18 protein-coding genes are annotated in these 17,045 nt (G+C 72.4%); 7 read left to right on the top strand and 11 right to left on the bottom strand.

The window, feature by feature from the left end:
- Positions 1-42 precede the first annotated feature (42 nt).
- The 3 genes from AN216_RS08250 to AN216_RS08240 all read right to left on the bottom strand — a co-directional run bounded on the left by AN216_RS08250 (position 43) and on the right by AN216_RS08240 (position 2,913).
- Positions 43-1,692 (bottom strand): acyl-CoA dehydrogenase family protein, encoded by a 1,650-nt coding sequence (locus AN216_RS08250; RefSeq protein WP_070196115.1) that lies wholly within the window; start codon positions 1,690-1,692, stop codon positions 43-45.
- A gap of 171 nt (positions 1,693-1,863) precedes the next feature.
- Positions 1,864-2,220, bottom strand: coding sequence for a VOC family protein (locus tag AN216_RS08245; protein WP_070195939.1), 357 nt, complete (start codon positions 2,218-2,220; stop codon positions 1,864-1,866).
- 90 nt (positions 2,221-2,310) lie between these two features.
- Positions 2,311-2,913 (bottom strand): TetR/AcrR family transcriptional regulator, encoded by a 603-nt coding sequence (locus tag AN216_RS08240; protein ID WP_070195938.1) that lies wholly within the window; start codon positions 2,911-2,913, stop codon positions 2,311-2,313.
- A 108-nt stretch (positions 2,914-3,021) separates the two neighbouring features.
- Between AN216_RS08240 and AN216_RS08235 the strand changes: the two genes are divergently transcribed.
- Positions 3,022-3,429: a nuclear transport factor 2 family protein gene (locus tag AN216_RS08235; protein ID WP_070195937.1), complete on the top strand. Its 408-nt coding sequence runs from the start codon at positions 3,022-3,024 to the stop codon at positions 3,427-3,429.
- Entirely contained in the window at positions 3,422-3,643 is a 222-nt protein-coding gene (locus AN216_RS08230) for a heavy-metal-associated domain-containing protein (protein ID WP_070195936.1), read from the top strand. Before AN216_RS08235 ends, AN216_RS08230 begins: the two co-directional genes overlap by 8 nt.
- Positions 3,644-3,746: 103 nt before the next feature.
- Here the strand turns inward: AN216_RS08230 and AN216_RS08225 are convergent, their stop codons facing one another.
- Positions 3,747-4,166 carry a DUF2795 domain-containing protein gene (locus AN216_RS08225; protein ID WP_244502368.1) on the bottom strand — a complete coding sequence of 140 codons (420 nt, stop codon included), beginning with the start codon at positions 4,164-4,166 and terminating at the stop codon, positions 3,747-3,749.
- Positions 4,141-5,379, bottom strand: a complete 1,239-nt coding sequence (locus AN216_RS08220; protein ID WP_070195935.1) for a baeRF2 domain-containing protein — start codon at positions 5,377-5,379, stop codon at positions 4,141-4,143. Before AN216_RS08220 ends, AN216_RS08225 begins: the two co-directional genes overlap by 26 nt.
- 67 nt (positions 5,380-5,446) lie before the next feature.
- On the opposite strand from AN216_RS08220, the gene AN216_RS08215 reads away from it, so the two are divergent.
- From AN216_RS08215 to AN216_RS08205, 3 genes are all read left to right on the top strand, one after another.
- Positions 5,447-5,668 (top strand): DUF6158 family protein, encoded by a 222-nt coding sequence (locus AN216_RS08215; RefSeq protein ID WP_070195934.1) that lies wholly within the window; start codon positions 5,447-5,449, stop codon positions 5,666-5,668.
- Positions 5,669-5,781: 113 nt separating this feature from the next.
- Positions 5,782-6,285: a ribonuclease FAU-1 family protein gene (locus tag AN216_RS08210; protein ID WP_070194544.1), complete on the top strand. Its 504-nt coding sequence runs from the start codon at positions 5,782-5,784 to the stop codon at positions 6,283-6,285.
- A 222-nt stretch (positions 6,286-6,507) separates the two neighbouring features.
- Positions 6,508-7,698, top strand: coding sequence for an aminotransferase class I/II-fold pyridoxal phosphate-dependent enzyme (locus AN216_RS08205; RefSeq protein ID WP_070195933.1), 1,191 nt, complete (start codon positions 6,508-6,510; stop codon positions 7,696-7,698).
- Between the two features lie 44 nt (positions 7,699-7,742).
- Here AN216_RS08205 and AN216_RS08200 read toward each other — a convergent pair whose 3' ends face one another.
- Both AN216_RS08200 and AN216_RS08195 read right to left on the bottom strand, forming a co-directional pair.
- Positions 7,743-8,411, bottom strand: a complete 669-nt coding sequence (locus AN216_RS08200) for a DedA family protein (protein WP_070195932.1) — start codon at positions 8,409-8,411, stop codon at positions 7,743-7,745.
- A gap of 18 nt (positions 8,412-8,429) precedes the next feature.
- On the bottom strand, positions 8,430-9,200 hold the full coding sequence (locus AN216_RS08195) for an MBL fold metallo-hydrolase (protein WP_070195931.1): 771 nt from the start codon (positions 9,198-9,200) through the stop codon (positions 8,430-8,432).
- Positions 9,201-9,471: 271 nt separating this feature from the next.
- On the opposite strand from AN216_RS08195, the gene AN216_RS08190 reads away from it, so the two are divergent.
- Positions 9,472-11,628 (top strand): phage holin family protein, encoded by a 2,157-nt coding sequence (locus tag AN216_RS08190; protein ID WP_070195930.1) that lies wholly within the window; start codon positions 9,472-9,474, stop codon positions 11,626-11,628.
- Between the two features lie 55 nt (positions 11,629-11,683).
- Here the strand turns inward: AN216_RS08190 and AN216_RS08185 are convergent, their stop codons facing one another.
- Entirely contained in the window at positions 11,684-12,739 is a 1,056-nt protein-coding gene (locus AN216_RS08185; protein ID WP_070195929.1) for a fatty acid desaturase family protein, read from the bottom strand.
- 327 nt (positions 12,740-13,066) lie between these two features.
- Positions 13,067-13,852, bottom strand: a complete 786-nt coding sequence (locus AN216_RS08180; protein ID WP_070195928.1) for a VOC family protein — start codon at positions 13,850-13,852, stop codon at positions 13,067-13,069.
- Positions 13,853-14,070: 218 nt separating this feature from the next.
- Between AN216_RS08180 and AN216_RS08175 the strand changes: the two genes are divergently transcribed.
- The gene (locus tag AN216_RS08175; protein WP_070195927.1) at positions 14,071-14,376 is read left to right on the top strand and encodes a 4a-hydroxytetrahydrobiopterin dehydratase; all 306 of its coding nucleotides are present in this window, start codon (positions 14,071-14,073) and stop codon (positions 14,374-14,376) included.
- Between the two features lie 131 nt (positions 14,377-14,507).
- On the opposite strand, the gene AN216_RS08170 is transcribed toward AN216_RS08175, so the two are convergent.
- Together AN216_RS08170 and AN216_RS08165 are read right to left on the bottom strand one after the other, a co-directional pair.
- On the bottom strand, positions 14,508-15,170 hold the full coding sequence (locus tag AN216_RS08170; RefSeq protein ID WP_070195926.1) for a fasciclin domain-containing protein: 663 nt from the start codon (positions 15,168-15,170) through the stop codon (positions 14,508-14,510).
- 70 nt (positions 15,171-15,240) lie between these two features.
- Positions 15,241-16,938, bottom strand: coding sequence for a molybdopterin-dependent oxidoreductase (locus AN216_RS08165; RefSeq protein WP_070195925.1), 1,698 nt, complete (start codon positions 16,936-16,938; stop codon positions 15,241-15,243).
- Positions 16,939-17,045 lie beyond the last annotated feature (107 nt).

The raw sequence follows: 17,045 nt of genomic DNA, 5'->3' as shown, positions 1-17,045 counted from the left end.
TCCCGGCCCCGGCCGCACCAGCCGCTTGAGAAACCCCGTTCCTCAGGCCATCCCGCTCGCCCGGTCCAGGATCGTGGCCAGCTCGACGTCGGTCGGCAGCGTCCCGAACGCCCCGCCCCAGTCACCGCCGAGCCGGGAGGCGCAGAAGGCGTCCGCGACCGCGGGCGTGCTGTGCCGTACGAGCAACGCGCCCTGGAAGACCAGGGTGATCCGTTCGGCCAGCCGGCGCGCCCACAACTGCCCCGCCACCGGATCGGACAGCATCGTCACCTCCTTGCGCAGCGACGCCACCGCCGAGTCCAGCCGCCGGTCGGCGCCGGAGGCGCTCTCCACCTCGGCCCAGAACGCGTCCAGCAGCCCCGGGTCCTTCGCCAGCGCGCGCAGTACGTCCAGGGCGGCGACGTTCCCCGAGCCCTCCCAGATCGACAGCAGCGGCGCCTCCCGGAAAAGGCGCGGCATCCCGGACTCCTCCACGTAGCCGTTGCCGCCCAGGCACTCCAGCGCCTCGGCGGCGTGCGCGCTGCCCCGCTTGCACACCCAGTACTTGCCGGCCGCCAGCCCCAACCGACGCAGCGCCGCCTCCTGCTGGTCGCCGGCCTGCGCCCGGTCCAGCGCGGTGGCCAGACGCAGGCCCAGCGCGGTCGCGGCCTCCGACTCCAGCGCCAGATCCGCCAGTACGTTCCGCATCAGTGGCTGTTCACGGAGCACCGCGCCGAACGCCTCGCGATGGTTGGTGTGCTGAAGCGCGTGCCGCAGCCCGGCCCGCATCCCGGCGGCCGAACCGAGTACGCAGTCCAGCCTTGTCATGTTGACCATCTCGACGATGGTGCGTACCCCCCGCCCCGGCTCGCCGACCCGCCAACCCAGCGCGCCCTCGTACTCCAACTCGGCGGAGGCGTTGGAACGGTTGCCCAGCTTCTCCTTGAGCCGTTGCAGTCGCAGGCCGTTCCGGGCCCCGTCCGGCAACACCCGGGGGAGAAGGAAGCAGGTCGGCCCCTCTTCCAGGTTCGCCAGGGTGAGGAAGACGTCGCTCATCGGCGCGGAGGTGAACCACTTGTGGCCGGTGATCCGGTACGTGCCGTCGGCGTCCCCGACGGACACCGCGCGGGTGGTGTTGGCGCGTACGTCCGAGCCGCCCTGCTTCTCCGTCATCGACATGCCCGCGATCAGCCCGGACTTCGCCAGGGGCGGGCGCAGCCCGAAGTCGTAGCTGCGGGAGGCGAGCAGCGGTTCGTACGCCGCGGCCAGCTCGGGCTGGGCACGCAGGGCCGGCACGGCCGCGTACGTCATGGAGATCGGGCAGCCGTGGCCCGCCTCCGCCTGGGACCAGACGTAGAACCGGGCTGCCCGCAGCAGGTGGGCGCTCGGTCGTTGGTCCGTCCACGGTGCGGCGTGCAGACCGGCCCCGACCGCCGCGGTCATCAACTGGTGCCAGGCAGGGTGGAACTCCACCTCGTCGATACGGTGACCGAACCGGTCGTGCGTGCGCAGCCGCGGCGGGTTCTCCTCCGCCAGCCGGGCCTGTTCCAGCACCTCCGGGGAACCGGCACGCGCGCCCAGCTCGAGCAGTCGCCCCTCACCGTGGCCGGCACCGCCGTGGCGCACCGACTCGAGCAGGGCGAGATCGTCCGCCGCGGCGTTGTAGCCGGTCAGCGGTGGTGCCTGGTTGAAGACTTCGTGGGTGGTGGCCATACGGGAGACGGTACGCCCGTACTGCCCGTGCTGAGGAGAGCCGATCCCGCCCCCGGCGGTCACCGCGACGCGCGGGCCGGCGTCCGGCAGCGCACCCGACAGCGGCCGGACCGCCGCGGACTCTGCCAGAGCGCCGGACGTACCGTCGTGGCTCTCAGGTGCTTCGGAGGCTCAGCTCCCGGCACCCTGCCGGTCGACGTACTCGAACACCGAGCCGTCCGGGTGCCGGGCGACCAGGTTCCGGCCGGCGGGAGTCGGTTTGGGGCCGGCGATGATGTCGGCGCCGACGGCCTTCAGATCGGCGAGCGCCTCGTCCACGTCCTGCACCGCCAACGTGGCCGCGATCTTCCGCAGCACGTCGAGGTGTTCCTGTGGGCCGCTCATCAGGAAGAACGGTCCGACCGCGGCGACCGAGACAGGTCCGCTCTCGAAGCGTGCCGCTTCCGCGTCCGCCAGTTTCTCGTACACCGGCACGGCGGCGTCCAGATCGTCGACGCAGACCCGCAGCGAAGTCCCCAGAATGTCCATGTGGCGCAGCCTAGTTGACAGTTGTGGCGAGGTCAGCGCCGCGTTGGAAGTGGCTCGGCCGGCGCCTGTCGTGGCGGGCCGGGAGCGAAGTCACGGCGGCTCGGTCGCGGAGGTCGCGGTGTCTGGCATGAGGAGCCGCAGGAGCCCGGAACGCAGGGCCTGCTGCGCCTCCGCGGCGGGCATGCGGTCGGCGCGGACCTCCTCTCCGGTGGCGTGGCTGAGCGCGATGACGGCCGCGACCTGCCAGGAGAGCGGCGGTGTCGGGTCGAAGACGCCGTCGTCCCGGCCGCGCTGGAGCACCTGTGCGATGCGGTCGGCGATCGGCTGGTGGCGGGTCCGGTCCCGCTCGGTCAGTGTCGGATGGTCCCCGAGCTGGATCAGGGCCGGGTATGCCTCGGAGACGCGCCACGTCGCGTCCAGCAGTCGGAACAGCGCGTCCGGTGCCGGCCCTGCGTCGGCAGCAACGGCGTCCATCGCCTGGACCACCTTCTCCGTCATGTGGTCGACGACCGCCGTGACCAGGTCGTCCCGGGAGGAGAAGTGCGCGTAGACCGTCTGGCGGGTGACCCCGGCCGCGGCGGCGACGGCGGCCATTCCCGCGCTGGGGCGCTCGCCGAGAAGGTGGAGGGCCGCGTCGAGCACGGCGATTCGACTGCGTTCGGCGTCGGCGCGGCGGGCCGGAGGAGGAGTCAACTCTTACACCTTGTCAGTGTTGTCTGGCGGATATATCTTACAGAATGTAAGAGTTAGCGGAGTGGTGCCGCTCGGCCCGCTCCGATCGCAGCCTCCGGAGGGAGTGCCATGAGGTCACTGGTGCAGAGCACCCCTGAGCAGTTCATGACGAAATTCTTCACCACCTACCACGAGGAGGTGGTGCGGGGCTCCGGCGACCCGGCACCGGCGATGGCCCGCTTCTACACCCCGGACATCGTGATGATCAGCGACGGCGTCCGACTCAACTGGGACAAACTCGTCGCCCACATCCACCCCGTACGCAAGCACCTGGCCGAGGACGACGAGGCCCGCTTCGAGGTGCACGAGGCCCTCGCGGACGGCAACCGCATCGCGGCACGGCTCACCATCCACGCGGCGATGCGGAAGAAGCTGATCTCCACGGAGGTCATGCAGTTCTGCGAGTTCACGCCGGATGGCCGCATGCACCGCTCCTGCGGATTCACCCGCACGCTCAACGGTGGCTCTCATGAGTGAGACCGCGGGGACGTCCACCTATCAGGTCGTCGGCATGGCCTGCCGCAGCTGCGCGAGCACGGTCACGGAGGAGGTCGAACTCGTCGACGGGGTCACCTCGGCGGCCGTCGATGTCGCGAGCGGCTCGTTGACGGTGAACAGCGACCGGGACCTTCCACCGACGGCCGTGCGTGCCGCGGTGGAGGCGGCGGGCTACGATCTCGCCTCGCCCTAATTCACACTGACTCGCCCTGACCGGCGACCGAGCGCCCGGCACCGCCAGCGCCCGCCAGCCGCCCGCCCGCCACGGCGGCAGACCGCCAGGTGAACGACCCGGCCTACGCCCGCGGGTGGTGCCCGAGAGCGACCACGACCTCCTGCACGGTGCGGTACTCCTCCCCACCGTGCGGCAGTGTCCGTACGGTGTCCACCAAGTCGTCCGGGGCCTGGGTGGCGAGCAGCGTGCGCACCAGGGTCCGCCGGTCCGCGGGGAACGCCGTACGGCCGAGATGCCGCGCCAGATCCGACCGCAACTCCTCCGCCTCCGTCTCCGCTTCGCCACTCTCCGAGTCCCGGCCGCTGCCGGCCGACTGCGGGCGTTCGGCCAGCCAGGAGTCGTCGTCCGCGCCCGGCTCCGGGTCCTTCTCCTGCTGGGCGCGGGTCGGGTGCCCCGAGTGCAGTCGCCCGTGCATCTCCTTCTTGATCTCGTCGTCCAGATGGACGTTCACGCGATCACTGCCGCGCTGCATGTCCGCCATCGCGGCCGCCTCCTTCCCTGCGGTGAGTCGTCTCCGGGGCCGCGCCGTACGGCCAGCGAAGCAGCGCCCCGAGTCCCCCGGACGGCAGCCCGTCCGGGGTGCCCGGGGCCAACTCGTACGGGCGTACGCACAACACCTCCGCGCCGGAGGTGGCGGCCGAACGCACCAGCGCGTCGTCGGCACGGGCGGTCGCCGGCTGCTGGCCACCGAGCAGTTGGGCGTCGGTGGGCCGCACGGCCAACTGCTCCGGGTCCTGGCCGACCCACACCTCCCGATGCAGGTCGACGCCCTCCGGCCGCACGATCAGCGAGCCGATACGGTGCTGCCGCGCGGCGTCTATCAGCGCGGGCACGCCCTCGGCGGCGGCGATCCGCCCGTCGTCCGTCGGCAGCCGTCCGGACAGGAAGCACTCCATGGTGCTACGGGCGTGCCGGCGGCCGTGCGTGGCGCGGATCCGCGCGACCTCGGGGGCGATCGGGTCGGTCGTGCCACCCCGTTCGCCCGCCACCTGCGGCGGGCCGTCCGCCGTGCCGGTCCGCTCGTCGGCGTGCACGGTCCGGGAACGCAGCCCGGCCGGCAACCGCTCGAGCACGGCCATGCGTACGGCGCGGTCTCCGGCGAGTATCACCAGTTCGGGCCTGGTACGCGCGGCGCAGTTCCGGATACCGTCGGCCACCAACTCGGCGCCGCGGGTGTCGTCGTCCGGCTCGGTTGGGCGGAAGTGGCACACCGACCAGTCCGCCGGGCTGCTGCGGTGCACCGGCCAGTCGCCGCGCACCCGGCCCGCGTCGAGCACGCCGTACGGACCGTGCAGCTCGAACGTCGCCCCGTCCGGACGGACGCGGGCCACCACACAGGCCGGGTTCGTCTCGGCGAGCTCCAACAGTGGTCCGGTGTGCGGGAGGGCCTCCCAACAGGCGTGCGGCCCCCCGTCGGGTGCCGTGGCCAGCGGCGGCGCCAGCACCACCGTGCCGTCCGTGGCGAAGATCGCCCGGCCCGGCGGCGCGGGTGGTTCCGCTGGTGTCGTCATGGCCTCGTACACCGCCCGGCAGGTGCGTGGGTCGGCGCCCTGCCCGCGCAGCCGAGCGCAGGCGGCGTGAGCGGCGCGTTCCGCTCGCGGATGAGGGTCCGGACTGAGCGCCGTAGTGTCGAGATACACCGAGGCCCAGGGGCCGGGGCGGTCGAAGAGCGGACTGAGGAAGCCGACTTCCATGAGTTTCTCCTTGGCTCGCCAGGATCGGGTACCCAGACAGCGAGGAGCGACACGAGGAGGGCATGGGATGGGCATCGACCCGCGGGATCTGTCCGACGCACAGCTTGTCAAGGAACTGCAGACGATTCACCGCACCCGACACGACACCCTGCTGCACGGATCGAACGACGCGTTGGGAAGGCACAACGCTCGCATGGCGGAGCTGGAGGGCGAGTACCTCCGCCGGCATCCCCGACGCCCGGTGGCGCCGGGGCGTACGCGGGCGGGCGCGCGGGCGCGCGGTGCCTGACGCCGGGTGGCGGGCGCCGTCACTCAGGCTCCAGGCGGCGCGTGCCGGACGGTCCCCGTCACGAGACGGAAAACCGGGTGCCCGATCGAGGTCCGGTGCAGCACGCTGGTCGCATGGACGCGATGCTGACGGCCGGCGAGCCCGTGACGGTGATCCTCCGCAAGCACGGGCGGGCCGATGTGCGCTATCCGGCGACCGCGCTGGACGACGACGGCACACGGGCGGCCGTACGGGCGCCGTGGGCGGGCCCGCCCGTCCGGGACTTCGGTTTCGTGCGTTTCGAGCACGGCGACGTGTTCACCGAGCACTACTGGCGAGACCGCTGGTACGCCGTCAAGGAGGTACGGGCGGCCGACGGACGGCGTAAGGGCTGGTACTGCGACATGGCGCGGCCGGCGTGCGTCCGGGACGGCGAACTGACCAGCGTCGACCTGGAGCTGGACCTGTGGGTACCGGCCGACGGGAGCGCGGCGCTCCGGCTGGACGAGGACGAGTTCCTGGCCAGCGGTCTGCCCGAAACGGATCCGGAGGCCGCGGGACAGGCCCGTCAGGCACTGGACGAACTCGCCGCGCGCGCTCGCGCGGGCACCTTCACCGAACTGACCGCGGTGCCCTGACCTGACGCATCCCGTGGCCGGCGGGTCGCGCGGCTCCAGTGGCTTCCAGGGTTCCGAGTGCCACTCGGATACGCATCCGCTGGACAGCCGAGGTGCCGGGGCAGAGAGTGGACGCACGGGTCGCCGTGCGAGCGCGCGCGACGCGGTTCCGTCGCGACGTCGGTCAGGCGTGGGCAGTGACTGGTCGGGCGGTCGGGCACGGTTCGCGGGAGGCGGATACGGATGCGGCAGTCGGACACGGTGACGGCGGCTTGCGGCTACTGGCGTCGACGGGGTCTGAGCACCGAGCCGGAGCAGGTGGTCGCCGCTCCCGGTGCCGCGTTGCTGCTGCTGGCGCTACTGGCCGCGGTAGGAGACGGGACCCGGGATCAGGCCGATCCGGCGGACTCGGCGGACGCTCCGGCCACGCTCGGTCTCGCCGCACGCCACCCCCGAGTGCCCGCGCGTGGCGACGTGTTGCTGCCCTGCCCCACCGCCGACTGGCACGCGGCGCAGGCCGGGCTGCTCTCCCGGCAGGCGCACCCGGTTTCGGTGCCCGCCGAGTGCGGCGGAATTCCCGATCCGGTCGCACTGCGGGAGACCGTGCGCCGGGTCCGTGCCGGCGGCGGCGCTCCCCGGGTGCTGCTGCTCTCCGTGGCCGACGATCCCACGGGGACGATCGCCAGTCCCGAGCTCCTGCACGAGGTCTGCGAGGCCGCCGTGGACGAGGGCCTGTTGATCATCAGCGACGAGAGCTGGCGGGACACCGCCCATGACCCGCGGGAGACCGTGGTCGTCAGCCCGGCGGAGATGTTGGGCCACGGTGGACGTGACTCCGTGGTCGTGCTCGCGGGGCTTGAGGTGTCGTTGCTGCCCGATGGTCCGCAGGCGGGCATCGCGCGCTTTCCGGCCAGCCCGTACGGGCATCGGCTGAGCGCTCGGGTGCGCGAGATCCTGGAGACCCTGCACGCGGGCCCGCACGGCGCGGACGACGCGGCGATCGCCGCGGCGCTGACGGAGCCGGCGGCCGTACGGAAGCGGCTGGCCGCCGAGTCCGCGGTGTACGGCGCGCGTGCCGCGGCGCTGCACACCGTCCTGACGGAGGCGGGCGCGCTGTGTCGGCCACCGAGGGTGGGCTGGTTCCTGTACGCGGACCTGGAGCAGTGGCGCTCGCGGCTCGCGGCTCGCGGGGTGACGGACGCTCCGGGGCTGGAGGCGGAACTCGTACGCCGGCTGGGTCCGTATGTCAGCGGCGGTCACCGCTTCGGCGACGAACCGGGCGGGCTGCGGGTGCGGTTGTCGGCGGACGTGCTGGGTACGGAGCGTGCGGCAGGGCCAGAGCAGGTGCCGGAGCAGGTGCCGGAGGAGGCGGCGGTGCGCCGGGTGCGTACGGAGCTGGCCGAGCTGCTGGGAGACGGTGCCGGAACGGCGTGACCGGGCGGGATCGGACCGGTCGGAACGACCTGACCAGCGCGGGGTCAGCGCACCGTGTCCCGGTTCGTCCGCCGCAGGCGCCGCCCGATCGACGGAGCGGCGCTGACCAACACCGTCAGCGCGACCACCGCGACCAGGCCCTGCCAGGGCTGGGGGAAGAGCGAACCGCCGGTGACCCCGATCAACTGGTAGGTCGCCGTCCACGCCAGACAGGCCAGCGCGTCCGCCCGTACGAATCCGGTCAGCGGCATCCGGGCCAGCAGACAGGCCAGCATCACCGGAATCCGTCCCGCCGGCACCAGCCGGGACACCACCAGCACCGCCACACCGTGATCCGCCAGCTTCTCCCGCGCTTGCGCCAGCCGCTCGGGAGCGGCACGGGCCCGCAGTTGCTCCAGCCAGCGGGAGCCGTTCTGGGAGCGCAGCCCGCGCTGGCCGAGCCAGTACAGGCTCACATCGCCCAGGAAGGCGGCCAGCGCGGCCACCACGAAGACGGCCAGCAGGGACAGCGCCGGCGCGCTGTGATGCACCGCCACCACCGCCGCCCCGCTGACCAGCGCACCCGTGGGCACCACCGGCAGTAGCGCACCGAAGATCACCAGCAGGAACAGCGACGGATAGCCGAGCGCCGGCTGTGTCGACCCGGGCGGCAACAACCCCAGCACGGCGAGGAACTCCGGCGCCTGGGCGGTGCCGGCGTCGTACTGCCCCATGCCGCTGCTCATCGTCCCTCAGCCCAGCCGTAGCGTCTCGCCGTGCCCCAGCCGGCGCACCTCGACCCCCGGCGCCAGCTGGGCGGACAGCCGCACGAACTCGTCGCCGGGCGCGTGGAACTCGTGCGGGCGCACGGCGTCCATCCCGATCGGCCAGTACGTGCCGTAGTGCACCGGCACCGCCCAGCGCGGCGTCAGGCAGCGCAGCGCACGCGCCGCACGTCCGGCGTCCAGGTGCCCGTGGCCCAGGTACGGCCCCCAGCCGCCGACCGGCAGCAGCGCCGTATCGACCGGGCCGACCGCCCGCGCCATGCCGTCGAACAAGCCGGTGTCGCCGGCGAAGTACGTCCGGGCCTCGCCCTCCACCACGTAGCCCAACGCCGGAGCCTGCTGCGGCCCGTACGGCAGCCGCCGCCCGTCGTGCGCGGCCGGCACCGCGTGCACCCGCAACGCGCCGACCCGTAGGACATCGCCCGGTAGCACCTCGCGCAGCGCGAGGAACCTCCGCAATCGGCGCAGCCCCGGCACCGCCCTCGACGCCCCCTTCGGCAGCACCACCGGAGTGCCCGGCGCGAGCCGGGCGAGCGAGCCCAGGTGCAGGTGGTCGGCGTGCAGATGGGACACCAGCACCACGTCGGCCGCTGCCGCCGCCGAGGCGGGCGGCAGCGCGCCCCGCCGCCTGCGCAGGTGCGCCAGGCGGCGTACGAACAGCGGGTCGGTGAGCACGCTGAGGCCCGAGTCGCGCACTGTCGCGGTGGCGTGTCCCCACCAGGTGACCTGCACCGGCACACGTGCTCCTCTCCCGCGTGGGCGTCCGGCAACCGCGCTCGGCCGCGCCCCGCACGGGCCGGTCCGCGGGACCCCGCCCGGGCGAGCGCCGCTGCCTCGAGCGTACGGCGTGTGCCCGCCCCCGGGGGCCGACCGGGCAGCGCGTCACGCACGGTGTCCGGCGCTGTGCAAGAGTGGAGAGGGTCCGCGCGGCGGCACCGGCCGGTCTTCGCCGACACGAGTGACGCCGGGGGACGGACGCGGGGACGGACGCGGGTGAGGAGAACCAGGCGTGCGACTGCGAGTGCCCTCCTGGCGAGGTCTGGGCTCGGCGGTGCTCCGACTGCTCACGGTGTGGACGGTCAGCACCGTCACGATGCTGCTGCTGGCCGGCGGACTGCCGGAGTTCCGGCTGCAGTCGGCCGACGGGGACAGCGCCACCCGGCTCGCCTTCACCGCGGCCCTGTGCGCCGGCGGGTTCGGCCTGCTGAGCACGCTGGTGTGGCCGCTGATCGTACGGGCACTCCTGCTGGTCCCGGCGCTGGTGCTCGGGCTGTTGGTTTTCTTCCTGAACGGCTCGTTGCTCTGGTTCGCGCTGCTCATCGTCCCCGGCCCGGGCGAGGTGGACCCGCGGACCGCGGTCGTGGTGGCGGCGGTGATGTCCGCCGCGTCCTCGGCGGCGTACACCTTCCTCACGGTGTGGGACGACGGTGCCTACCGGCGCCGGTTCGCACGGCTCGCGGGACGTGGCCGCCGTCGTACGTACGGGGGCGCGAACTCCGAGGTCGAGGCGACGGGCCTGGTGTTCGTGCAACTCGACGGGGTCGGATACGACGTGCTCCGGGAGGCGACGGAGGGCGAGCGCCCGTTGATGCCGACCGTGGCCGCGCTCCGCGCCAGCACACACAGGCTCACCCGCTGGCGTACCGACTGGTCCAGCCAGACCGGGGCGAGTCAACTCGGCATCCTGCACGGCAGCAACGCCGACGTGCCGGCCTTCCGCTGGTACGAGAAGGAACGCGGCGCCGTGCTGGTGACCAACCGTCCCAGTGGCGCCGCCGAGCTGGAGCGGCGGGCCGTCGCCCGTACGGGCCCGCACGGGCTGCTGGGCCCGCACGGCGCCAGCCGGGGGAACCTCTTCAGCGGCGGCGCGCGCCAACTCGCCCTGGTGCTCTCGGTCTCGGCGCGGCGCGGCCGGGAGACACGGTCCCGCGCCGGGTACTTCGCCTACTTCTCCGACCCGGCGAACGCCACCCGCACGGCCGTCTCGTACCTCGCCGAGGTGGGCCGCGAGATCGGCCAGTCCTCCCGCGCTCTGCTGCGACGGGACACCCCGCGGGTGCGGCGCGGCGGGCTGTACCCCTTCCTGCGCGCCTTCGCCACCGTGGTGCAGCGTGACGTGGTGGTCGCCGCGGTGATCGGCGACCTGCTGGCCGGTCGTACCGCCGTCTACGCCGACCTGGTGGCTTACGACGAGGTGGCGCACCATTCCGGCCCGCGTTCCCGGGACACCCATCAGGTGCTGCGTGGCCTGGATCGGGCCATCCGGCTGATCAGCAAGGCCGCCGAGCACGCGCCGCGCCCGTACCGCCTGGTGCTGCTGTCCGACCACGGCCAGAGCGAGGGACAGACCTTCGCCGGACGGTACGGGCTGACCCTGGAGGACCTCGTACGCGCCGGGTCCGGGCTGCCCGTGTCCCGGCGAGCCCGGCGCTCCCGCAGTGGGGCGGAGGCGCGGGAGGCGGCGCGGGCGGCGCTGCGCCGGCCGGAGGAGCGAAGCAGCGATCCGCCGCCGGAGAAGGTCACGGACGGTACCGAGCCGGTGGTGCTGGCCTCCGGGAACCTCGCCCTGGTGTCCTTCCCGGACGTACCCGGGCGGATGTCACGCGAGGAGATCGAGGCACGGCATCCCGCGCTGCTTCGGGCCCTCGCCAACCATCCGGGCGTGGGTTTCCTGCTGGTGTGGAGCGAGAAGCACGGTTCGGTGGTGCTGGGCCCGGAGGCCAGCGAGCACCGGCTGGATTCCGGGGAGACGACCGGGGACCGCGATCCGCTCGCTCCGTTCGGTCCGGGCGCGGTGGCGACCGTACGGCGGGCCGCGGCGTTCCGGAACCACCTCGCCGACATCATGGTCAACTCCAGCGTCTGCCCGGAGACCGGCGCGGTACACGCCTTCGAGGAGCAGATCGGTTCGCACGGCGGGCTCGGTGGGGAGCAGAGCGCGGCGTTCCTGCTGTCGCCGCTGCGGCTGTCCGCGCCGGTGGACGACGGCGGCCCGGAGAGCTTGGAGGGCTCCGAGGGCGTGACGGGCGCAGGAGCCGGGGCGGGCTCCGAGGAGTACGAACTCATCGGAGCCGAGCAGGTCCACCGGGTGCTGCGGCGTTGGCTGCGGGAGATCGCGAGCCCGCCGACGACCGTACGGCACGGCTCGGCGCGTACCGGCGGCTGAGTCCGGGCCGGCCCTCAGCCGCCACCCGGGCTCACCCGCCGGTGTGCGGGACGGCTCAGCCCTCCGCCGGAGCGTTGCGGATCGGCACGCCCACCTCGTGCAGGTGCGACAGCGCCTCCCGCCAGGATTCGATCAGCCCCGTCTCGTGGTACGGGATGTCCAGCTCCGCGCAGTACTCGCGGACGATCTTCTGGGCGCGCGCCAGGTGCGGCGAGGGCATGTTCGGGAAGAGGTGGTGCTCGATCTGGAAGTTCAGGCCGCCCATGACGGTGTTGATCAGCCAACCGCCGCGTACGTTCCGCGAGGTGAGTACCTGCTTGCGCAGGAAGTCCGGCTTGGTGTCGCCGTTCAGCATCGGCATGCCCTTGTGGTTGGGCGCGAACACCGAGCCCAGGTACACGCCGAAGACCGCCTGGTGGACGAGCAGGAAGGCGAGGGCCATGCCGACCGGCAGCACGAGGAACAGCGCCACCAGGTAGCCGACGAAGTGCCCGTACAGCAGTACGCCCTCCAGCCAGCGCCGCTTCATGTGCGGCTCGCGGAGCGCCCGCGCGCTGGCGACGTGCAGGTTGAAGCCCTCGAGGGTGAGCAGCGGGAAGAACAGCCCCGCCTGGTGCCGACCCATGAAGCGCGGCAGCCCCTTCGCCTCGCGGGCCTGGTCCTGGGACCAGACGAGGATGTCGGGGGAGACGTCCGGGTCCAACTCCTCGTGGTTCGGGTTCGCGTGGTGGCGGGTGTGCTTGTTCATCCACCAGCCGTAGGACATGCCGATGCCGAGGTTCCCGACTATCCGACCGCCGACCTCGCTGGCCCGCCGCTTGCGGAACACCTGCCGGTGCGCGAGGTCGTGCGCGACCAGGGCGCACTGGCCGAAGACCAGCCCCATCGCCACCGCCAGTGCCAGTTGCCACCAGCTGTCACCGAGCAGGACGAACCCGGTCCAGGTCGCCGCCAGCGAGAGCCCGACCAGGGTGAAACGCACGGTGTAGTAGGCGGGCTTCCGTGCGAGCAGGCCGGCTTCGGTGATCCTGCGGGAGAGTCGGGCGAAGTCGCTGCCCTGCTGCGCCGGGACGGTTGTGGGCCCCGGTGGTGCCTCGGTCGGTGTCGTCATGGCGGACAGTCTGACCGCTGCGGAGTAGCAGGTGAAAGCCGTGTAGCCGCACTCTTCGGGCTGCGGACTGCCGCAGGGGAAATAGGGGTGCTGGCTACACCGTCGCAGGCCGGCCCGGTTGGGTAGACTCGCTGGCTTTCCCACGAAAAGAGAACGCTTGTTCGATAAAACGCCTCCGTTGGCCGCTACACCGTACGTAACCACGGGAACCGGTTCCGAAATTCCCACCGCTCAGGACGGTAGCCGCAAAGGGAGGCGTCATCGGCCCGGGGCGCCGGGGCGCCACGCGCGCTCGCCGGCACGCGGCCAGCCAGTGATCGACAACGCTCAACTCGTGTGCTGCGTGTTCTGCGTCACAGTGAAGAAGCCGCCGTCCGGATCGCGGAGCACCGCGGAGTGCCCGAACGGGGTGTCGCCGGGCTCGGTCGCGATACTGCCCCCCGCCGACGTCGCGGCCCGCACGGTCTCCGCCACATCGGCGACGGGGAACGCCACGTGCCAACGAGGCTGGATGCGTGGGTCCGGAGCCGCCTCCACCGCCCCGCCCCGCAGTGTCGCCACGACGTGTTCACCCACGAGTACGGTCACCGCGCCGTGCTCGTAGGCGACGTCGCAGCGCTGCTGGTCACCGGAGGCCCACTCGAAGACCTCGGCGTAGAAGATCGCCATCGCGAAGGCGTCCCGGGTGCGCAGTTCCAGCTGCGGTGCCGTGTCGCCCCTCGTGGGCCGTCCGCTCGGGAGCTCACCCTCCCAGAAGCCGAACGTCGCCCCGGCCGGATCGGACGCGAGAGAGGCACGCCCGGTGGCGAGCGTCAGCGGACCGACGGCCACGGTGGCGCTCCGCTCAGCGACCCGGGCGGCCGTCGTGTCCGCGCTGGGCACGAGGAAGTACGGAGTCCAGGCGACCGGCATGCCGAGGGTGGCCTGCATGGTGCCGATCCCGGCGACCGGCTCGTCGCCGACCATGGCGACGGAGAACTCCGGCCCCAACTCGCTCGTGGCGAACCGCCACCCGAGCGTCGCCGCGTAGAAGTCCTGGGCGGAGTCCAGATCGCGCGCCGCGAGGTGTACCCAGCACGGCGCGCCGTAGACCGGAGGCGTTGCGGACGACACTCGGCTTCGCCTCGCTTCCTGGCGCAGGGGGTCCCGATCCGTGGCGTGTCGACTTCCGGGCACCGCGTGAGCCCGCCGAGCACCTCGCTCACTCTGCCATGCCCGACCAGGCCCTGCCCGCTGGGACACGGCCGAAACGGGGCCGGCGTGACAGGGTGGCCGAGCGAGCGCTCACACCCCCGGTCCGGCCCAGGCCGGTCCAGTAGAAGGAGGTCCGCATGGCCCCCGAACCGTTGTCCGCACAGCAGACCGACGAAGCACTCAGCGAACTTCCCGGTTGGCGCGCCGAGGACGGCCGTCTCGCCCGGGACTACGCCTTCCGCGGCCACCTGCCGGCCGCCGCCATGGTCATCCATGTCGCCGCGATTCAGGAGGAGCTGGGGCACCACTCGGACCTGACCCTGAGCTACAACACCCTCTCCGTCACGGTGAACACCCACAGCGTGGGTGGCAGGATCACCGAACTCGATGTCGCGCTGGCCCGCCGTATCGAGGAGATCGCCGCCGGGCACGGAGTGCGCTGACGCGCGAGCACGGCACACCGACCAGCCAGCGGGGCGGCGGGTCGGCGCTTGCCGTACGCGAACGTGCTACGCGGCTGGCCGACCGCTTACTCGATCCGCCAGCCGCGTGCCTGGACCCTGTCGTCAGGGCGTCACTTCTCCGGCATCAGCACCGAGTCGACGAGGTACACCGTGGCGTTGGCGGTCGGGACGTTGCCGCAGACGACCTTCGACATGTCGTTGACCGTGTACTCCTTCCCGGAACCGGCGGTGCTCAGCTTGTCCTTCTGCATGGTCTCGTAGGACCCCTTCTCCAGGTCCTCGGGTGTGAGCCGCTCGCCCACCACGTGGTACGTGAGCAGGTCGGTGAGCTTCTTCTTGTCGCTCATCACCGCGTCCAGGTCCTTCTTCGGGATCTTCTCGAACGCCGCGTTGGTCGGCGCGAACACGGTGATGTCCTTCGCGTTGTTCAGCGTGTCGACCAGGCCCGCCTTCTTGACGGCTCCGGTGAGCGTGGACAGTTCGGGGTTGTTGGACGCGGCGGTCGCCACCGGGTCCTTCGCCATACCGTCGAAGCTGCCCTTGCCGGACTCCGGCACGGTCGCGCAGCCGGGCCCGAACGGCCCGTCCATCGCCTGGGCGTCCTCGCCCTTCTCCGACCCCGACGAGTCACCGGACTTCTCTGACTGGGACTTCTTGGAGTCCGAACCCTCGTTGGACGACGAGTCACCGTCGTCCGAGCAGGCGGACATGGAAACCGGCAACACCACGGCGGCGAGCACGGCCACGGTGGTGCGACGAAAACGCTTGTTCATCGGGACACTCCTCTGTTGCTACGGATACCTCTGGGATCGGGGTCGCGAGCGCGTGCCGCTCGCTCGCTGGTCACCGCACGTCGACCACCACCTGATGGCGTCCGGTGGCGCCGTCCGGCACGGTCCCGGCCCGACGCGCCGTCTGGGTGTTTCCATCCCGGTCCGTCGCCCGGACCTGGAGCGTGTGGGAGCCGGGCGTCGCGGGCCACTGCCAGACCCACTGACGCCAGGTGTCCTGGCTGGGTACCGGGGCGAGTTCGGCCCGTTGCCACGCCCCGTCGTCGACCCGCACCTCCACCCGTTCGATCCCGGTGTGCTGGGCCCAGGCCACACCGGCGACCGGCACCGTGCCGGCCTTGGGATTGTCGAAGGGCTTGGGCGTGTCGATGCGGGACTGGGTCTTCACGGGTGCCCGGGCCGCCCAGTCCCGCTTCGTCCAGTAGGTGTCGTAGTCCCGGAAGGTGGTCAGCTCCAGTTCCTGGAGCCACTTGCAGGCCGAGACGTAGCCGTACAGCCCCGGCACCAGCATCCGTACCGGGAAGCCGTGCCGGAAGGGCAGCGGTTGCCCGTTCATGCCCACGGCGAGCATCGCGTCACGGCCGTCCAGCACCACCTCGACGGGGCTGCCCAGGGTCATCCCGTCCACCGAGCGGGCCACGAGCTGGTCGGCGGGCCCGCCCTCGGACGGCGGCCGGACGCCCGCCGCACGCAGCAGCGGGCCGAGCGGTACGCCGAGCCAGCGCGCGGTGGACACGTACTCCCCGCCGACCTCGTTCGAGACGCAGGTCAGGGTGATGTCGCGCTCGATCAGGTCCCGTTCGAGCAACTCGCGGAAGCCGAACGTGCGCGGCTCGGACACGCCCTTGCCGTGCAGGCGCAGGCGCCACCCGTCCGGGTCCACCTTCGGGACCGCCAGGGCGGTGTCCACCCGGTAGAAGTCCCGGTTGGCGGTGAAGAACGGGCTCAGTCCACGCACCCTCGGATGCACACCGGACGGGACCGGTGCCGCGCGGGAGCCGGGCGCGGGAAGGGTCACCGCCTCGCGGGCGGCGACGGCGTCGGCGCTGGTGAGGTCCAGTCGACGGCCGAACCATCCGGAAGCGGCGGAGGCCACCCCGACCGCGCCGGCGGTCAGCACGAAACCGCGTCGGTCGAACGAGCCCGCGGCACCGTACGGCGGTGTCCCGGCCGTCGACTCCGTTCCGGCCGCGGTCGGTTGCGTGCCGACGGCGCCCGACTCGTCCTCGGCCGCAGCCGACGACGCCGGTCCCGCCGGACCTTCCGTCAGCGCTTCGGCTCCGGCTCCCAGGTGCCGCCCGCCACTGGTGAGTTGGCCGGTCAGGACGTACAACACAATGGCCCCGAGCGCCGCGGCGCCCAGCGAGGGCAGCACGTCGATCCACCGGGCCATCGGCCGGCTCGCCGCCGCTCCGGCTCCGATCAGCCCGAAGACCAGCACACCGGCCGCTCCCACCCGCCGGTGGCGCAGCGCGGTCATGCCCAGCGCCAGCGCGAACAGCGTCAGCGTCAGCAGGATGCCGAGTCGCAGCACGAGCTTGTCGTCGGTACCGAAGGTCTGGACCGCCCACACCTTCACCGGCGTCGGCGTACGGTCGATCACCGCGCCGCCGACCGCCGTGACAGGTCCCGCCTGCTCACCCACGAACGCCGCCGCCAGCTCCGCCACGCCCAGCGCGCAGCCTCCGGCGAGTACTCCGCTGAACCCGCCCAGGGTCAGCCGCAGGAGGCGGCCGGCCCGAGAGGGCATCGCCGTTGTCGTCCTTGCTCGTTCCGCTCGCACATCCGGCATTCGGCGGCGCACACCGGCGCGGATTGGTCCGTCACGCGAAAGAGTGAAATCAGCCCGCTATGGCG

The sequence above is a fragment of the Streptomyces oceani genome, from assembly GCF_001751245.1.
GTDB lineage: Bacteria > Actinomycetota > Actinomycetes > Streptomycetales > Streptomycetaceae > Streptomyces > Streptomyces oceani.
The sequence above is the reverse complement of the archived record's forward strand: the minus strand, read 5'-3'. Positions and strand labels throughout refer to the sequence as shown.